The sequence below is a fragment of the Magnetospirillum sp. ME-1 genome (genome assembly GCF_002105535.1).
Classification (GTDB): domain Bacteria; phylum Pseudomonadota; class Alphaproteobacteria; order Rhodospirillales; family Magnetospirillaceae; genus Phaeospirillum.
On record NZ_CP015848.1, the window covers coordinates 2,152,677 to 2,169,009 of the forward strand.

General features: G+C 59.0%; 15 protein-coding genes. 6 read left to right on the top strand and 9 right to left on the bottom strand.

Going from position 1 to position 16,333, the window contains the following annotated elements; translation table 11 throughout:
* Positions 1-93: 93 nt before the first annotated feature.
* Positions 94-1,764 carry a hypothetical protein gene (locus WV31_RS09925; RefSeq protein WP_085373404.1) on the bottom strand — a complete coding sequence of 557 codons (1,671 nt, stop codon included), beginning with the start codon at positions 1,762-1,764 and terminating at the stop codon, positions 94-96.
* Positions 1,764-2,864, bottom strand: a complete 1,101-nt coding sequence (locus WV31_RS09930; RefSeq protein ID WP_085373405.1) for a hypothetical protein — start codon at positions 2,862-2,864, stop codon at positions 1,764-1,766. Before WV31_RS09930 ends, WV31_RS09925 begins: the two co-directional genes overlap by 1 nt.
* 275 nt (positions 2,865-3,139) lie before the next feature.
* Between WV31_RS09930 and WV31_RS09935 the strand changes: the two genes are divergently transcribed.
* Positions 3,140-3,376, top strand: a complete 237-nt coding sequence (locus WV31_RS09935) for a type II toxin-antitoxin system Phd/YefM family antitoxin (protein WP_085373407.1) — start codon at positions 3,140-3,142, stop codon at positions 3,374-3,376.
* Complete coding sequence (locus WV31_RS09940) at positions 3,377-3,859, top strand: type II toxin-antitoxin system VapC family toxin (RefSeq protein ID WP_237051564.1); 483 nt, start codon at positions 3,377-3,379, stop codon at positions 3,857-3,859. It abuts the gene before it with no gap.
* Here the strand turns inward: WV31_RS09940 and WV31_RS09945 are convergent.
* The 5 genes from WV31_RS09945 to WV31_RS09965 form a co-directional block, all read right to left on the bottom strand.
* On the bottom strand, positions 3,776-5,092 hold the full coding sequence (locus WV31_RS09945) for a formylglycine-generating enzyme family protein (protein ID WP_085373409.1): 1,317 nt from the start codon (positions 5,090-5,092) through the stop codon (positions 3,776-3,778). The two genes, WV31_RS09940 and WV31_RS09945, sit on opposite strands and share 84 nt — an antisense overlap.
* Positions 5,074-6,504 carry a hypothetical protein gene (locus WV31_RS21530; RefSeq protein WP_145980799.1) on the bottom strand — a complete coding sequence of 477 codons (1,431 nt, stop codon included), beginning with the start codon at positions 6,502-6,504 and terminating at the stop codon, positions 5,074-5,076. The genes WV31_RS09945 and WV31_RS21530 overlap by 19 nt, the downstream gene beginning before the upstream one ends.
* A gap of 143 nt (positions 6,505-6,647) precedes the next feature.
* Positions 6,648-9,503 carry a WG repeat-containing protein gene (locus tag WV31_RS09955; protein WP_085373412.1) on the bottom strand — a complete coding sequence of 952 codons (2,856 nt, stop codon included), beginning with the start codon at positions 9,501-9,503 and terminating at the stop codon, positions 6,648-6,650.
* 177 nt (positions 9,504-9,680) lie between these two features.
* Positions 9,681-10,562, bottom strand: a complete 882-nt coding sequence (locus WV31_RS09960; protein ID WP_168185894.1) for an SH3 domain-containing protein — start codon at positions 10,560-10,562, stop codon at positions 9,681-9,683.
* A gap of 72 nt (positions 10,563-10,634) precedes the next feature.
* Complete coding sequence (locus WV31_RS09965; RefSeq protein ID WP_237051565.1) at positions 10,635-11,495, bottom strand: hypothetical protein; 861 nt, start codon at positions 11,493-11,495, stop codon at positions 10,635-10,637.
* A 122-nt stretch (positions 11,496-11,617) separates the two neighbouring features.
* On the opposite strand from WV31_RS09965, the gene WV31_RS09970 reads away from it, so the two are divergent.
* The 3 genes from WV31_RS09970 to WV31_RS09980 are packed head-to-tail and all read left to right on the top strand — an operon-like array spanning position 11,618 to position 14,390.
* Positions 11,618-13,051, top strand: coding sequence for a FliG C-terminal domain-containing protein (locus tag WV31_RS09970; RefSeq protein ID WP_237051566.1), 1,434 nt, complete (start codon positions 11,618-11,620; stop codon positions 13,049-13,051).
* A complete protein-coding gene (locus WV31_RS09975; RefSeq protein WP_085373419.1) occupies positions 13,048-13,845 on the top strand; it encodes a hypothetical protein in 798 nt (265 codons plus the stop codon). The genes WV31_RS09970 and WV31_RS09975 overlap by 4 nt, the downstream gene beginning before the upstream one ends.
* Positions 13,842-14,390 (top strand): HD domain-containing protein, encoded by a 549-nt coding sequence (locus WV31_RS09980; RefSeq protein WP_085373421.1) that lies wholly within the window; start codon positions 13,842-13,844, stop codon positions 14,388-14,390. The genes WV31_RS09975 and WV31_RS09980 overlap by 4 nt, the downstream gene beginning before the upstream one ends.
* Before the next feature lie 794 nt (positions 14,391-15,184).
* On the opposite strand, the gene WV31_RS22435 is transcribed toward WV31_RS09980, so the two are convergent.
* Positions 15,185-15,601 carry a hypothetical protein gene (locus WV31_RS22435; RefSeq protein WP_237051567.1) on the bottom strand — a complete coding sequence of 139 codons (417 nt, stop codon included), beginning with the start codon at positions 15,599-15,601 and terminating at the stop codon, positions 15,185-15,187.
* A gap of 72 nt (positions 15,602-15,673) precedes the next feature.
* Between WV31_RS22435 and WV31_RS22440 the strand changes: the two genes are divergently transcribed.
* The gene (locus WV31_RS22440; protein ID WP_237051568.1) at positions 15,674-15,826 is read left to right on the top strand and encodes a hypothetical protein; all 153 of its coding nucleotides are present in this window, start codon (positions 15,674-15,676) and stop codon (positions 15,824-15,826) included.
* Here WV31_RS22440 and WV31_RS09990 read toward each other — a convergent pair.
* Positions 15,798-16,277, bottom strand: a complete 480-nt coding sequence (locus WV31_RS09990) for a DUF5677 domain-containing protein (RefSeq protein WP_085373423.1) — start codon at positions 16,275-16,277, stop codon at positions 15,798-15,800. The genes WV31_RS22440 and WV31_RS09990 overlap by 29 nt on opposite strands.
* Positions 16,278-16,333 lie beyond the last annotated feature (56 nt).

Below are 16,333 nucleotides of genomic sequence, written 5' to 3' on the forward strand. Positions count from 1 at the left end.
GAGATTTCCCAAGGCAGGTCAGAAGGCGCAGACACCCATCAGCCGACACGGCCTGAGCGGGGCAACGTCTTGCGACTCCGCAGCTAGACGACGTTATCTGCTGCATTCGTAAAAGGCATTGGCGCACAACAAATCGCATGCCTGCTTGTCCGAAGACACTAAAAATCCGCCATTCCGATCCGATTTCCCCACACATTGGGCTCGGCAGCTCTCCCTCAACGCCTTACAGCCGTTAGGGGCGCGCGCCTCCTGCAGCAATGCCTCGCCAATGGCGTTGGGCATTCGGGAGATGGCGCCGACATCTCTGCTGGTGAAATACGACACCCCTCCGATGTCGGAGTCGAGACGAACGCGAACCCCGGCTCTTTCAAGGTCGGAGCGAATTCCCGAGAGGGCGGACAGCGCGGAGGAAGGAAGTCGGCAGTCGAAATGCTGACGTTCAACCTTCATCTTTTCTGTTCCTATGGGGATGATCAGAAAGGCGATGATTGGCCGGTCTTCAACAACGTCCTCGGCGCGTCCGCGCGAACAATTGGTCGAAGCGACGGTTTCAATCGATGAGCCGCCCTCGACGAAACGCAAGATAGCCCGCGCCTCCCGTCCCTGGCCGCTATCATCGCCGCCATTGCCTGACCATCGGATCTCTACCGGCGCGAGGCGGAACAGCGTCAAAAATGACGAATCCCTGGCAATCAGCGCCAATTCGTCGATGGATCGCTTGCGTCCACTGACTTCGGGCAGACCGGTCAAATGTCGAATAATCTCGATGCGGCTGCATGTTGGGCACCCCTCCAGGGCCTTGGCGGCCTTGCCTACTGCCGGGTTGGCCAAGGTGGAGAGGTGCCCCCGATAAAAGGCAGACCATGCCTCCGGCTTTAGGTCGGCGAGATTCGCCGGTGGCGCCTCGACGATTTTCAGGACGGCGTCAGCAACCCGATTCGAGTGAGGATAGCGGTTGGCAAAATCCAGCAGGGCTTTGGCGTCGCGACTATCAGCAATACGCGTAAATAGTCGGTCGGCGACAGTCTGATAATCCGCGGCTGCCGGAAAGGCCGCCAGGAAATGCTCCATTTCGCCGTTTGATCCGCTGTTCAGAGCGTAACGTGCCGCCTGCTGAGCGGCGCCAGCTCGGATATCTGATAATTTTGTCGCCTCAGCTAAAGCGCGAAGCCGCTCGATATCGGGATGGGCGGACGCCCATTTCAGCAGGCTGGTCTGACGAGCGCTCTGGGGGAAGCGGGTAACATAGCCAAGCACCGAATCCCAATTCGCCTTGCCGAGGAATCCATCCCAACCATCAACCCCCTGATCCACCAGGAACCCGGCTTCCTTGCTGGGCTTGAACTTGAATTCGCCAATCCTCCCCCGCCAGAATTCATCACCGGCATCGAATGAGATGCTAATGAATGGAGATGTAGAGGCGCCCTTGTGTAGCTTGTCATGGTCGATGGTAAGGAGATAACGCCCAGGTTCGCATAAGGCTTCCCCCATGGTGATCCGCTCGTCGAGGATCAGTTGATCCCCCTTGAACGACGACGCCTTCAATTGCGCCTTGCACGCGAAGTCCATGTAGCCAAATGTCGCTCCGCCGATTTCGCCGTCATCGGTGACATCGAGCTTGATGTCCACCCTCCATGTCTTGCCCTTCAGGCCGAGAATGCCCTGCATCTCGTAATGGCCCGGCAAGACTTCCGCCGTGGCCGCCGGTAGAGGCGCCAGCAGGCAGGCCACAAGCAGAGCAGCCCACCATTTGCGGCGGACCATCAGAATTTTCCTTCCGCGGTCGCGGCATCCGGGCGCTCACCCTTTGGCACCCAATTGGCCTGAATCCACTCGAAAAGAAGGGCTTCGATTTTCTTGCTGTTTTCGCCCAATTGCTCGCTGATCTCTTCGAGATCTGAAATGGCGGATCGAGAACCAAGATGCGAATCCCATCGCCAGAGTCCGTTCCGCTCTTGCGAAATCTCCCCAGGAAACTCACCTGGAGGGTGGGTGTCGATGTAATGCGTCACTCCCTGTTCAATAACCTTCTCTGCCTTGCCCGAAGCCACGTTATTTTCCAGAATGATCTGGAACGCGCCGGGGTCATCAGGCCGAAACGATACCGTGTGAAGGCTGAACGCCATTCTCCACTCGGGGGATCGCCCAGCGACGCACGCATAGCTCCTGCCCTGAACGCAGGACTCTCGTTCGCTAAACTTAGTATTTGTAAAATCTCTATTGATGCCGTTCGATTGAATTCCCTTTGTTGATTTTAGCATTTTTCCATACGCGTCAAAAAATCGGGCATCTACCTCTCGGAGAAAGGCATTGCCTTGAAACATCCCCATAACGTCCGACATGTGCGCTCCATCGCTATCTTTTATAGTCTGGAGCAACACCGAGCGGATGGCTTGCGGCTTATTGTTGGCGACCTTTGAGAATGCCTTGATGTACAACGCCCCAAGCGGAGATGTGTCAATGTAAATATGGCGATATTTAATGTCGTGAAAACGCAACTTAATCCCTGCGATATCCCGTTCATATTTTCTAATGTCTACTGGGTTGACCGAATTAACCCCGCCTTCCTTCGTATCAACTATTTTATTAAACAGAGTTAGATCAGAGCTTTGCCATTGCTTCGTGAAGCCGGGTCTAATTCCTGTAAATTCTGTTGAAATAAAGCCGCCTTGCCCTTGCGCCGAGCCAATAAACTGATCGACTCGTCCGAGAAGGGCGATTCTTTCATCCATCAGGGGGCCCATCTTTTCAAGCAGCCCCGCCCCTCCTTCCTTCAGGCGTGCGGCCTCAACCGGCCCCAAGGCGGTGAACTGCGTCAAGATCGCCAGAGCTACAGCACAAAATCTATGTCCAACCACCTGCATGCCTCCCCCGCTGAACCGTCATTATCGCAAAATGTCAAAAAATGGGTATCGGCCTAATACAATCAGGGCATCCTGGACGGCCTGATAAACCGCCCGGCTCCCCACCCCCATGGAAGTTACGGCAAAACTGGAATCCAGAGTAAAGAGCCGGTTGCCGCGCCGTCCACCAACATCCTTACCATAGACGGACAAGGGGCGGATTTCTGCCGATGATTCTTTGCGCTCAAGAGTCATATAAACTAGACTTAGTCCGATCAGACCCATGAGGTAGCGCCATGTCCATCGTCAACATCCATGCCGCCAAGACCCATCTGTCGCGACTGGTCGAGGAGGCCGCCGCCGGGGGCGAGGTCATCATCGCCAAGGCCGGCAAGCCGCTGGTCATGCTGGTACCGCTCGCTCCCACCCCGGCCAAGCGCCGCCTGGGCACCCTGGCCGGACGGGCACGAATTCCGGAGGATTTCGACGCCCCACTGCCGGACGAGGTGCTGGACGCGTTCGAGGGTCATTGAATGCGTGTCCTGCTCGATACCAACATCCTGCTCTGGGCGCTGATCACGCCGGAACGGCTGGCACCCGATATCCGCGCCATGCTGGAGACCCCCGCCACCGAGGTTCTGTTCAGCGCCGCCAGCCTATGGGAGATCGCCATCAAGGCCGGTCTGGGCCGGGCCGACTTCGCGGTGGAACCGGCGGAGATCCTTGCCGCCGCATTGGACAGCGGCTTCGTCGAACTACCGGTCCATTCCGCCGCCGCCCTGCGGGTCATGACCCTGCCGCCCCACCACCGCGATCCCTTCGACCGCCTGCTGGTCGCCCAGGCCATGAGCGAACCGGCCATCCTCTACACCGCCGATGCCCAGTTGGCGGTGTATTCGGAACTGGTACGGGTACTGCAGCAAGAGACCTCCTTACGGCAGATCTCTGGCAACGCGAAACCCGATCTCCGGAACTCGAACCAATGGATCAAATCTCATCCTAGACGCAACCCCTGAATTGTAGTTCCCTGATCCAATCCCCCTTAGAACAACATAACAACGATCAGACGTCCCCCAAACACTCCCATCTCGGGGAGCACCTATGTAGTCATCGCTCCAGCAATCGGCAACCCACTCTAAAACATTGCCCTCCATATCATAAAGACCAAAGCGGTTTGGGCGAAAAGAACCAACCGGAGACTTCCCCTTACCATCCCACTGACTTCCACAATGAAGGCAGTTGGCATTGTTATTACCTATTTCGTTTCCCCACGAATGTATTGTGGCCGATCCCGCACGTGCAGAATACTCCCATTCAGCTTCACTCAATAACCGATAGCGCTTTCCTGTCTTTGCATTAATGCTACGCACGAACTTCTGCGCATCGTTCCAATTTACGCCTGTCACAGGATATCGCGCAGACGGATCATCATGCTTATAGTCAGCTCCACTTACGATTGAAGACCACTCGCCGTTCGTTATAGGAAACCTGCTAACAGCAAATGAATAGTTAAGACGCACAAGATGCTGGGGTTTCGTATAACTAATATTAGACTTATCATCCTCCCCCATCATGAAACTGCCAGCCGGGATCACCACCATCTCTGGGCAAGTCTGGCAGTCACGAAATACCCTCCCTGCATCGGGATTACCACCAGAATATCTTCCGAATTCCTGCCTTGCTATTTCAGAAAACTTTCCATTTGGGAATTTATCAATATACTCACGAGGCAGCATGCTACGATATACTGCCTCATCCGCATACCGTCCATTTGGATATGATCTAACTATTCCAGACCAGTCCTTCTTCGCATAAAGATCGTCCTCAATCCGCAGGTTCGCATCTGCTGCATACTTGCCACCGGGATAGGCTTTCAGCAATCCAGACCAGTCCTGCTTGTTGTAATAGAACTCCTCGGTGAACACCTTGGCCAGGACCACCTCGATCCGGGTGGCAGAATCCTCGCGGATGGTTTTGGTCTCGGTGCCGCGAAACAGCGAACCATCGCCGATCACATGCTCCACGCTGATGGCATGCTCGCCCGCCGGAAGGAAAATGTCCGACCGGGGGCAATCGCCCTTGACCTTTCCGCCGACCCGGATTTCACCCTTGGCATATTCCGCTCCGTCCACTAGGCAGACGACACGAACGACCCCATCTCCCGCCCGGCTGGGCGATGGCCCCGCCAGCCCGAAAGCCAAGGCCAGAAGAAGCCAGCACCCCCGAAATCCTAATTCTGCCATACGCATCGCACGGTCTCCTTGATTGCCTCGCCAAGCCCAGACATGGAGGATGCATTGTCGCACCGCTTATCAATATTATAATTCCCGCTGGACCACAGCGTGCCGATCACCCCCTTGAATATGATGTGATAGGAGCCGTCGCTGTTCCTTTGGCAGGCTCCGATATCCCGTTCAACCACACTGCCGTTATATAGTTTTTCCGCATTAAACGTGCATCCATCCGATGTTCGAATTATGGATGTGACAGACACCTGATAAGAGACGGACCGTGCCCGCGCGGCCTCCTCCTGCCGCCGCTTTTCCTCCGCCTCCCGCCGCCGCTGCAATTCAAGCGCAACCTGCTCCACCCAATCGGCGTTCTTGGCGATCCAGCCACGATCCTCGCCATCCACCGCGTGGCGCCCTGCGACGGCCAGTTTTTCCCGCGCGCAGGAAAAATCTCCAGCATGGACGCACTTTGCCGCTGCCGCCACCAGTTCCTGGACTTCCAGCTTGTCCAGCATGTCCAGCTTCTTCAGCAACTCCGCTTTGTTGGTCGACTTCACCGGCTCCTCGGCCTTCTGAACGGGTGATGGCTTGACCGGATCGGGCAAGGCCGCGGCCTTGGCCGCCTGGGGGGAGGGGTGTGGAGTCGCTGCCTTCGACGGCGCGGCCTGTGATGGCGTGGCAGATTGCGGCGCAGTTTCAGGCTCCGGCGAGCGCCACAGCGCGGCCCCAGCGGTCGCCCCGACCAGGACGACAGCAGCCGTCGTTGTCAGAGCCACCCGACGCGGCATACGATTGCGCAGGCCGACGAACGCACCACCGGCCAGGACGAGGGAACCCAGGATGATGACCAGCCCCACGTGAAAGATAGACGGAGAAGAAACATGTTGCCCCATAACAGAAGTAACAGTGGGCGTGATGTTCGAGCTTTCCCTAATACCTTGCTTCTCAGAAGAAGCATTGGCGACCCCATCTTTATCATAATGAGAGTCACCAACTGGCCTTGAACTAGCACTGGCGGCTGCATTTTTCTCGACAGGCGGTTCGATGGAAGCCGGTGCGGACGCCTCCAGTACCCAACCTTGTTGACGACTGGCTTTTCCCTGGTATATCGGCACGGTGAAATTATCATCGCCGACACTACCATTCAAAGCCAGCGAGGTCGCTTCGGGGCAAAGATCGGGCAGAATGGTGTTCCCCAAGGCAACCACCAGCCGGGTTACCCCCGGACCTTGGAAGAAGGCAGCATCGTTGACCGTCACCATCAGGTTGACCGAGGACTTGCACCATCCCCCGCCGCCATCAAGAGCGACAACGCGAAAAGCAGGCGATTGTGAGAAAGCAATTTGCTGATTGTCGGCAGCAACAGGCGAGGAGCCGTGCCATAGCCCCAGTAGAAAAGAAACCGCAACAAACTTCAGCAAGTTAGCCATCGAATTTTACCTTCAATGTCCAGCTCCACACCCTCTGATCCGACATGGGCGACAAATGCAGGCGTCAGAAGCCAAGCCGCGCGTCCAATAAGCCGACGGTTGGCCATTGGTGCCCCCGTCGGCCCCAGGCCAAAGACGCCGCATTACCTGACCCAGGCCTGGTCGCTATCAAAGCTAAAATCCAACGAGAATGTCTCGCCCACCTTGTCGCCGCCAATCCGCAAGGTATAGGTCTTGCTGCGCACAGTTCCGCCCAGTTCGAACGTCGCGTTGACATTGAGGTCAAAAGCCTTGTCCGCCGTCACGGAGATCGTATGGCCGTCAACGTACACGAATGAAGTGCCATTGGCGTTGGCCGACAGGGACTTGAGCGTCGGCCAAGTCAGAATGCTGGATGCCGAGGACCCGGAAACCCAGATAGTGGTGACGGGCTCCACCGTCAGCTGTCCCTTCCGCAGGAACTCATTTCGGATTAGAGCCTGCGCATCACAAGCGCTCTGCGACCCCATATCGCACCCTTTCTTAAAGTACTGATAGGCCTGGGCCATGCGAGCCGTTGATGGTCCTTTTTTGTTTATGATGGATGACCCAACCAGGACATAGGAGAAGGCGGTGAGATTCTTGTCACGATTGAGCCGCTTCTGGGCGGCATGGATGGTCATCGCCACCTGAGAAAGGCGCTCCGGATCTCCGCCGCCTTCGGTGTAGGAGGTGTAGATCGCCCGCAGATCACTTTCATACTCAAACAGTTCGGGCCACTGGATGTTATTTTGCTCCGCCACCCGAATGGCGTCCTCGTAGCGCCGGTACGCTTCGTGCCTGTCCCTCACGGTAACGGCCTGATGGAGTGCGTCCTTGAAGAGCTGCTGGACGTCCCGCACGCCAATTCCCTTGAACTTGCGTCCGTCCCAAACGACCCGCCCCAGTTCATCGAACCAGACCAGCTTCCCCCCCACCTTTCCCATGTAGAGCAGGCCCTTGGTATTCTTCTTGTCATCCGAGGCCCAATAGGGCGCGGCGAGCCTCAGCGGATCATCATTGAAAGCGAAATCCTGAACGATCTTGCCATCGATATCGATGATGCCCCAGCGCGCGCTCTTGTTCTCCTTCACCCTTGCCAGTCCATTGGAGAATGCTTCTGCCTGATTATAATCCCCGGTAATCACCGGGGTGCCCTTCAAGTCGAGAAATCCGGCCAGGCAACTGTTCTCATTCCGGCAAAGCCCGTAGACTTGGCGCCCTTCAGCGGGGCAGCCGAACAGAAACCACATCGGATAGCGCTTTTTCTGATAGGGCTTCGAATACAGGGGGGTTCCGGAATGGTCGTAGACGATTACCTTTCCCTGCCGGGGATTCTCGAGGATGGTCACGTCGGGGCAAACGCCCAGGGCCTCCGAGTGTTCGGCGGGAATCACGGTTTTGCCGCTTGAGTCCACGGCTCCCCAGCTTCCATTGAGTTTGACGGCGACCAGCCCCCCCTTATCGAGGCTGTCCGGTCGGATCCCCTGAAAGGCAAGGGGAAGAAGCTCCTTGCCGTTCAAGTCCAGGAGCCCGACCTTGCCTCCCTTGCCCGCAAGCAGATAGCGGTCGTCGTATGTATACAGCGTCTCGAACCGGCCAAGCTCTATCACCCAGCGGCCGTCGGATGTGAACATTCCGGCCTTGCCATCGGACTCGGCCAGCAGGAAGGGCCGTCCCGTCTTCTGCCCCGCAGCGCTGAGATAGCCCTTGACGGTGACGAGCACCGCTCCGTCCTTGTCGATCAGCGAAGCCGTGCCGGCGGTGTAATCGGTGACGATGAACTTGTTGCCATGAAATTCACGGATGTCGCCCCGCCCCACAGACAGGACCTCGCGCCCGGATAAATCGACGAGGGCGTAGGAGTACGAGTCATTCCGGGCTACGATTACCCTCTGATACTCCCGCGTGAAGGAGCCGATGGAGACAGAGTAATAGGCGGGGGCGAGGGCCACCTTCCCATCGGCCGTCAACAGCCCATATTTCCCCGCCTTCTTGAACTGAAAGAAGCCATAATTCAGTGTCGAGACACTGTCGATGCCGGGGCCCAACTCGGCAATGACGGTGCCCTTCCGGTCAATGATCTTCCACTCGCCCTTGAACTTCACCGCAGCCAGCCCGTCCCGGAAATCGGTGACCTCGTCAAACGCGGGGGCCAAAACGACCTCACCCTTGCGCGTCATGAAGCCGTAAAGATCTCCAACCTGGATCTGCCAAAGGGCGGTATCAGGATCGAAGCGGGCATTGAATGTCGGAGCGGCTGGCGGAGAAACCGGCTTCGCGGCCCGGGACTGTTCCGGTTCCGCCTTGGATGGTGTTGTATCTTTGGAGGGCGGCGCGGTCTCCCCCTTTGGCCCAGCAACCATGCCTTTGATCCGGTTCCACAGAGACGGCTTCTCCTCCTCCGGAATCGCTGTGGTCGGAGGCGCGGGGGGCTTCAACGGTGGTTGCGCAGAGGAAACGGCGCTTGCGGTCGGAGTCGCAGTATTTTGAGTGGTCTTGACCTCCGGTGCGGAAACAACCGGGGCAGGCAGGTTTTGTTGAGCGGTCTTGGCGGGTGGGGCGGAGGAAGGGGGGCTGGCCGAGTTATCTGCAACGGCCCGCTTCTGCGGCGCCTTCACTACACTAGGCTTCCAGCCATCCTGCCTATTGGCGGTTCCCTGGAAGACAAGGCCCTCTTCACTCGTAACACCGTCCAGCACCATCGACGAGGCTTTTGGGCATCTATCGGGAAGAACGGAAGTCCCAAGCAACAGGACCATTTGCTCCAGGCCGCCCCCTTGAAAGAAGGCGATATCTTTCGCCGTAATCTTCAGGGAAACCAGGTCCTTGCACCACCCCTCACCGGTATCCTGGGCAATTACTGCAATACCTTGCTTTTCGGAATATGCGATTTTCTCGCTGGCGCCAAGGGACGGAAAACTTGCACCAACCGATACCGCCACCAGAAACAAGACCGCAGCCCGTCGAAAGCCAAGCATAGTCCCCCCCCCAATCCACACACGGCGTATCTCAACGGCGCCGACATACACACGATGTGCAAATGAATGACCTGATGTATTCCCGCAAGCTGCCTCGCCGCAGCATTTTATGCGGGGCAGATGGAAGAAGGCTCCCTCCGAGGTTTTCTGCCCCGGAGGGGGCCTGGCTGGCTTAGCTTAAATCTGGACTTCCCACATCCCATTGGTTCCCTTGCAGGATTTGACGGTATCGTTGGTGCTTTCGCCCTTGCCCGAAACCTCCATCTTGGCCGTCCGGCAGGTAGTCTTGGCCGGAACCATTTCGGCAACCAGGCCCAACTTATCGAGATCGGCCCCCTCGGAGGTCTTAATCTCGTCCAGGTTGACCGGCTTGGTGAGCTGAGGGGGCTGGTCCGTGGCGACTTCCAACGGCGGCTGAGCGGCTGCGGCCGGCGGTGCCGGAGGAGCCCTCTTCACCAGGGAGGCGTGAACGTATCCAATGGTGCGCTTGCCCTTGCCGACAACGATCCAATCTGAGCCGCTCACCTTGCCGACAGCCTGGAACCGCTCACCGGCCTGAAGCCCTCCAAGGGTGTCGGCGCTCTGATTCGGAGCCGAGCGCAAATTGGCGCTCTTGTTCGCCACATAGGTTTCTCCGATCAGATCCATGGCCGAAACCGGAGCCACCTTCTTTTCTCTGACGACCGCCACCGAACGCTGCTCAGTCACGGTGCTGATCGGAGTGATCTTGGCCTTGGCACCGGTTTCCGGATTGCTCCAATTGACGGCCTGCCCGTCCTTTGATTCAGCCAGGGCCTTGGCGGTTTGCGCGGAAACTGCCTGTTGGTCATTCTCATCCAGCATCTTGCCGAGTTGATTGCCGAGATAGCCACCAATCAGGGCGCCGACGCCCATGGCGACATAACGTCCAGTTCCTCCCCCCAATTGCGAACCGATCAACAAGCCAGCGCCGACACCGACCGCAGTGCCGACATCCTGTTTGGTAATGTTGTCGGTCTGGCAGCCTGTCGTTGAGAGCAAGGCGATGATGGATACGGCAGCAGCACTTTTTCTAATCATTATTCCCCTCCTGAAGCGTTTTCGTAGGTTACCAAATCTGCATGACATCGCAATGGCCGCACCAAACCGCCATTAAAGCCTTTTTTCCAAGCCCAATGCTTCGACCTTGCCGCCATTCAGGGCAAGGAAATCCTCGGCATAGTCGTTGCCAGCCATGAACATCCCACCGACCTTATGTAGGAAACATTCGAGCGAGGCGGGTTCTCCCAGCCATGCCGCCGCCATGACCTTGCGCACCTCCGCGCCGTTGCCGCTTTCCACCAGGGCGATGGCAAGACGCCATAGCGGAAGCGGCACGCCATAGCGCAAGGTGCCGGGTGGGCCATCCCAACTGGCCGTCAACCCTCGGGCATCGGTACAGGTCAGGCGCGAGAAACGGCAGATTTCGGCGACGACGGCGACGACCGGACGGCGCAGGCTGGCCAGCTTCGGCCGCAATCCGGTGTCGGGGCCATAGTCCAGCGGCACCAGGGAGGCGAAGGCGGCGAAGGGATAGTCATCCTCGGCTCCCACCGAACGCGGCACAAAGGTCGAGGGCGTCAGGAATTCCGGAATTCCGTCACCATCCACATCCATGACCGTATCGGCGCAGGCCAGCCAGGACGGATAGGCGTGGATATCCAGCCCCTTGCCCGGCACCACCAGGGTGCAGGTATTGGGCACCCGCCCCCGGGTGTCGGCGGATTGGATCAGCACGGCGCCCTTCGCGATGCCGGGCAGCGGCCGGGCCAGCGTGCATTCCGTTTCGTCGCGATCCCCGTCCCTGGGGATGCAGGACCACAGGCGCTTGCCATCTTTCCGGATCTCCAGAAGGGCACCGGAAACCGGGTGCAAGGTATAGCCGCCACCCAGCTGGCGCGTCTCGGCCGCCAGGGACGAAGCGCTCCACAGGATACCGGCTATCAGGCCGATGGCGGTGAATCCGCTGCGCATCACGACGATGGTTCCCCCTGTCTTCTCTGGTTGGAGGGATAGACGGACGCCGGCTGATTATTGCCCAGATTTTTCTTGGCGATAAAATCAGGAGCCTGTCCGTCTATTCCTGAACTTCGGGTATGATCCCCGGCGGCAAAGAGGGGGGAAGCGCAATGGCATCGTCAGCGGAATGGGCGGATATGGCGTTCATCGCCCAGGCTCCGACCAGGGAAACGGTGCGCGACCTCTGCCTGCTGATCAACGATCTGTGCTACCTGGACAAAATCCGGCAGATCGTCGTCCTGGAGGACACGCTGGATCACCCCGAGCGCAGCCTGCTGTTCTACGCTTATCGTCAGGTACGGGACCGTCAATGGCTGGCGGAACCGCTACGTGACATCTTCCGCCACATCACCTTGGGCCTGACCGAGCAAGTCCAGGTCGAGCGCCTGCTTGATTCCCGCATCGCGGCCGTGGCCGAGGATGACAGGCGTCACATCCGCGACACTCTTGCCAGAATGGCCGACACGTCGGCGCGGGAAGATCTGCGTGAACGGCTGAACGATGCCGCCGCCGACAAGGTGCTGGTGCTGCGGGCCTTGCGCAACGCCCTGGTGGCCCATGTGGGAGGCTATGCCCCGCAGGTTTCGGCAGATTATGCCCGTTTTTCCCTGCCGAAGCACCTGCGGCTGGACTATCACGAGCTACTCGACGGCATCAGCAACTCGGCGGGCAAGCGTGTCCGAAGCCCCAACGAGATGCTGCTTCCCGTCGATCCCATCGATCCCGCCTCCACCGATTACGACAATCGGATGGCCCTTCGGCTCAGGGAGAATTTCGAGGACGACGAGGGGGACGAGCCGATCGAAGCCCCGCCGGATCTCGAGGCCAGACTGGACACCATCGCCCAAGGCTGGGCCAGTGACGATCCCGACTGGCGCCGGTCGGTCGAACGCCTGGCCGGATATCTCGGGATGATTGGCGAGCCCGCGCTGATGGAACTGCTGCAGCTGGTCGATAAGAATGATTGGACCGTCGGCCTGCTGGGGCTGCCCACCCCGGCGGTCGTCCGGGTCTTCGGCCTGATGAGAAATCGCGCCCAGGCGCTGCTGCTGCGGGACATGGAAGAGGAAAGCGACTTCGACGGCCTTTTCCTGACCCATGGCGCCGTGTCCAAGGCGCGCGAAAATATCCTTGATGTCATCGAGCAGCGAGGCTTGGCCGATGGCGGCGCCGCGCTGCTGAAGACATTCATGCATCCCCATGTGGGCTGCGAGGCCTTCGACGCCTTGGCCCAGAAGGAAGATGCCGAACTGAACTCGTTATGGCGCAATATCGAGAAGGATCGGATGGGAATTGCGTTGCTGGGCACCACGACCGAGGTGGCGCTGCGGTTCCTCGGCCGCCTGAGCGAGAGGGCTCGCCAAATGATGCTGGACGACATGAAAGACCTGTCCGGTTCGGTCATGGCCGCCGACATCGAAAAGGCCCAGAAGGATATTGTGGGGGCCTGTAGACCGATTGAAGATGTCCTTGCCGATATAAGGACCCTTCTGGCGGGACCGGACGCATGAGCGGGATCCCCTCGATACGCGCCTTGATCCGTGAGGCACCGACGCGGCAGGCCGCCCAGGCCTTGCTGCTCTGCCTTCACGACCTATGGGCATTTGCCAGGGACAAGGGCGATCTGGCGTTGGAGGCCCATGTGGAGGCGACGCTCTCCGATTCCCTGTTCCTACGCCATCAGGCTGTATGCGATCTGCCCTGGCTGCTCACGCCACTGGTGGATTTCGCTCGGCGGCTGACCTTGGGCTCCAGCAACGCCAAACAGGCCCGGCGCCTGTTGCTGGCCTATCGGGAGACCGAGCGGCGCGCCCTGGAGCAAATCTTGCGGCAGTCGTCGCTGGTCTGGCCGCTGGGGCTTTGCCTGTGGCTCACCGGTCTGGCGATGCTGGGTGAGACGGGCATCACGGCGCTGGCCTGGTGGGGGGCCTCGCTGGCCGCTGCGGGCGTGGTGGCGGGACTCTGGCGGGTCCGTATTCGCGCTATTGTTGATCAGCGTCTTGGAATTCTCGATGCCATGATCGAGGGCTGCCTGTCCTATCTGAACGGCTACGTGCCCCGTGTCTGCGCCGAGAATACCCGCTCCGTCCTGCCGCCGGCCCTGAGGCCGAGCTTCTTCGACCTGGACGAGGCCCTTGGCGTGAACAGCACGTCCATCGCCGCCATTGGCACGATCGCCGCCCGGAGTAAGGTACTCGATCTGCTTGGGGCCAAGGCCGATTCCGGGGAACCTGCCGTCGGAACCAAGGAAGAAGAAGACCTGCTGGCCCTGTGGAAGCGGATGAACGGCGAGGAAAAGACATGATGCCGGACAGCCCCTGGTCCCAGGACGCCTTCCTGACCACCCTGGCCTTCGCCGCCGAGCGGCATGGCGACCAGAAGACGCCAGCCGGATTACCTTACGTCACCCATCTGGCGTCGGTGGCCCAGGAGGTGATGGCCGCCCTGGCCGCGGAGCCCGGACGCAATGGCACCCTGGCGGTGACGTCCGCCCTGCTCCATGACGTGATCGAGGATACCGCCACCAGCCCCGAAATGGTGGGAGAGCGGTTCGGCCCCGATATTCTGGCGGCGGTCATGGCCTTGACCAAGAATGCCGACCTTCCCAAGGAACGGCGCATGCCCGACAGCTTGGAACGCATCCGGGATCAGCCGCCGGAAGTCTGGATGGTCAAGCTGGCCGATCGCATCGTCAACCTCGGCCCGCCGCCCTCCCACTGGACTCGGGACAAGATAGCGGCCTACCGGGCCGAGGCGGAGACCATCCTGTCCGCCTTGCGCGATGCCAGCCCGGTTCTCGCTCGTCGACTGGAACTGCGCATCACCGGATACTGCATCCATCTGAAATGAACCCCATCGTGTCGGCTCTCGGCCGTTCCCACCGTATTTAGGGCGATTTTAGCGCTGTACGGTTGGCCGCCATCATTTATAGGTCGCGGGCGGCGTTTAAAGGCTGGGTCGACTTCGTGGTGATCGCGACTTTCGCGCTGACAGGGTGGTTTGCCTTCGTCCAACCGCCACAGACCGTAACAAGCCAATGGCGGGATTTTCCGCCGCCGATTGATCGCCGTTTTTCCCTTTTCCCACCGGATAGCCCCCGCTCCTGTGCAGCTACCTGTCGTGCGGGAGCGACTGATTGATGCCAACCAGGGCTATGGCATCGGCGAGAGCGACCGAGCCAAAGGATGGGCGGAAATGAGAGCATGCCTGAAAGCCTGGCACCGGGAGGGAAGGCTAGAACGGTGGGGGTGCAGGTGATTGGCACCCCGCCCATTTAAACTCTATCCGTGATAGTACTTTTGCAAAATAACACCAGCCAGAACACCTAATGCCAGGGCTGGCAGTACTGCCGAGGCCAGAATTACCCAATCTACCGTGACCGGCCCCGGAACCTCAATGCGATTAACCCTGACAGGCCCAGGTACCTCGACGCGCACAACCCGGACAGACGGTGGATCTTGCGGCCAAGGCGCACCTGCCCGCAACTTAGCCGCTAGATCAAGCACGCGCATGCGCATCGACGACGGCACCCGTACAAGTACCTCTACAATCCCTGCCGCCCGCTGCTTAGCCCGGTACGACTCAACCCGCTCCCGATTACTCTTAGCCATACCGCATGGGTCCGTTACTAGATACGCTTATAGCTACATAGGCCGAAGCCGAACCGTTACAAGGAACGTAAATACACATGACGCGTACAAAATAATATAGACCGACATATCGACGTAAAATGGGACATAGAAAACAGGCCGCCACTCCATGCGCTTCATCACACTCTGACTCTTCACCGACGGGTGCTGAGCACTTGATATCGTGTCGTGTATAATGGTGCTGTAACGCGATTCGGCGAGCACGCGTTGTTCATAACGGGCCGCAGAATTAGTCCCAGTAACGTAAGGAGGATCCGTCGGCGTCAACGCGCCATCTTGACCATGGAATGTTTCAGGATCGACGAAAGCGGCTACACAGGGTTTGATCTGCTCAACCCTCAGCAGCGTCTCCAGGGTGCGGCAGCGATCGCGATCAGCGACGAGGACGCCGGCCGCCTGATCAAGGAACACTTTCCCCGCTGCAAAGCTTCAGAGTTGAAATACCGGGCTCTGTCGCGGCGACCTAGCAGCCGACCTCATCTCTTGGAGCTACTGCGCGATCTGCTGCAGAGCTTCAAGTGCGTCACCCACGTCTTGGACAAGCGCTACATGCTGATCCTGATGTTCTGCGACTACGCCGTGGAGCCCTGGTACTATGAACGCGGCGTCAACTTCTACGCCGACGGCCAGAACTAGCCGCCTGCAATTTATCCCGAGTCGCGCCGCTGGCGATCAGGTCTTCGGCCAATAGGAATTTGCGCTGGTTCTGACCGCTTGCTTCGGAATCCTCCCGCAGCATGTCCATGAACTCTTGGGGCTTATCGACGAGCGCAGCTATGCCGAAGGCATTCTCTATCAACGCCCGCGTCAGTGTGCGCCCCTCGGCCACCATGCCCCGCTCGGTCAACATGATCACCCCCTGGTACATCCCGCACGACCGCAGCAGCACCCGTACGGCCACGGCCTCGGGAGCCATCGACGAGGTCTTCACCGAATTGACTGCCCAAGTGGCGAGACGCATCAGCGTCACGTTGACTTCGTCGGCGAGTTGGAACCAGTCGGCGTTTTCCATTCGGTAAACCGGAATGGTGCTCGCCCCCCTCTCGCCGAGGAAACCACGTTCGCTGTCGTCATCCTGTTCTGCCATCCCATCCCCCTTTGCCCGAACGTGGTGATGGTGACAGCCCTCGCCAGACGATGCAC

Excerpts from the sequence above, each read along its gene's own strand:
- WV31_RS09935 (WP_085373407.1), top strand. The coding sequence starts at position 3,140 with ATGTCCATCGTCAACATCCATGCCGCCAAGACCCATCTGTCGCGACTG.
- WV31_RS09960 (WP_168185894.1), bottom strand. The coding sequence starts at position 10,562 with ATGATTAGAAAAAGTGCTGCTGCCGTATCCATCATCGCCTTGCTCTCA.
- WV31_RS09965 (WP_237051565.1), bottom strand. The coding sequence starts at position 11,495 with ATGCGCAGCGGATTCACCGCCATCGGCCTGATAGCCGGTATCCTGTGG.
- WV31_RS09990 (WP_085373423.1), bottom strand. The coding sequence starts at position 16,277 with ATGGCAGAACAGGATGACGACAGCGAACGTGGTTTCCTCGGCGAGAGG.
- WV31_RS09940 (WP_237051564.1), top strand. The coding sequence starts at position 3,377 with ATGCGTGTCCTGCTCGATACCAACATCCTGCTCTGGGCGCTGATCACG.
- WV31_RS09980 (WP_085373421.1), top strand. The coding sequence starts at position 13,842 with ATGATGCCGGACAGCCCCTGGTCCCAGGACGCCTTCCTGACCACCCTG.
- WV31_RS09970 (WP_237051566.1), top strand. The coding sequence starts at position 11,618 with ATGATCCCCGGCGGCAAAGAGGGGGGAAGCGCAATGGCATCGTCAGCG.
- WV31_RS09955 (WP_085373412.1), bottom strand. The coding sequence starts at position 9,503 with ATGCTTGGCTTTCGACGGGCTGCGGTCTTGTTTCTGGTGGCGGTATCG.
- WV31_RS09975 (WP_085373419.1), top strand. The coding sequence starts at position 13,048 with ATGAGCGGGATCCCCTCGATACGCGCCTTGATCCGTGAGGCACCGACG.
- WV31_RS09930 (WP_085373405.1), bottom strand. The coding sequence starts at position 2,864 with ATGCAGGTGGTTGGACATAGATTTTGTGCTGTAGCTCTGGCGATCTTG.
- WV31_RS09925 (WP_085373404.1), bottom strand. The coding sequence starts at position 1,764 with ATGGTCCGCCGCAAATGGTGGGCTGCTCTGCTTGTGGCCTGCCTGCTG.
- WV31_RS09945 (WP_085373409.1), bottom strand. The coding sequence starts at position 5,092 with ATGCGTATGGCAGAATTAGGATTTCGGGGGTGCTGGCTTCTTCTGGCC.
- WV31_RS21530 (WP_145980799.1), bottom strand. The coding sequence starts at position 6,504 with ATGGCTAACTTGCTGAAGTTTGTTGCGGTTTCTTTTCTACTGGGGCTA.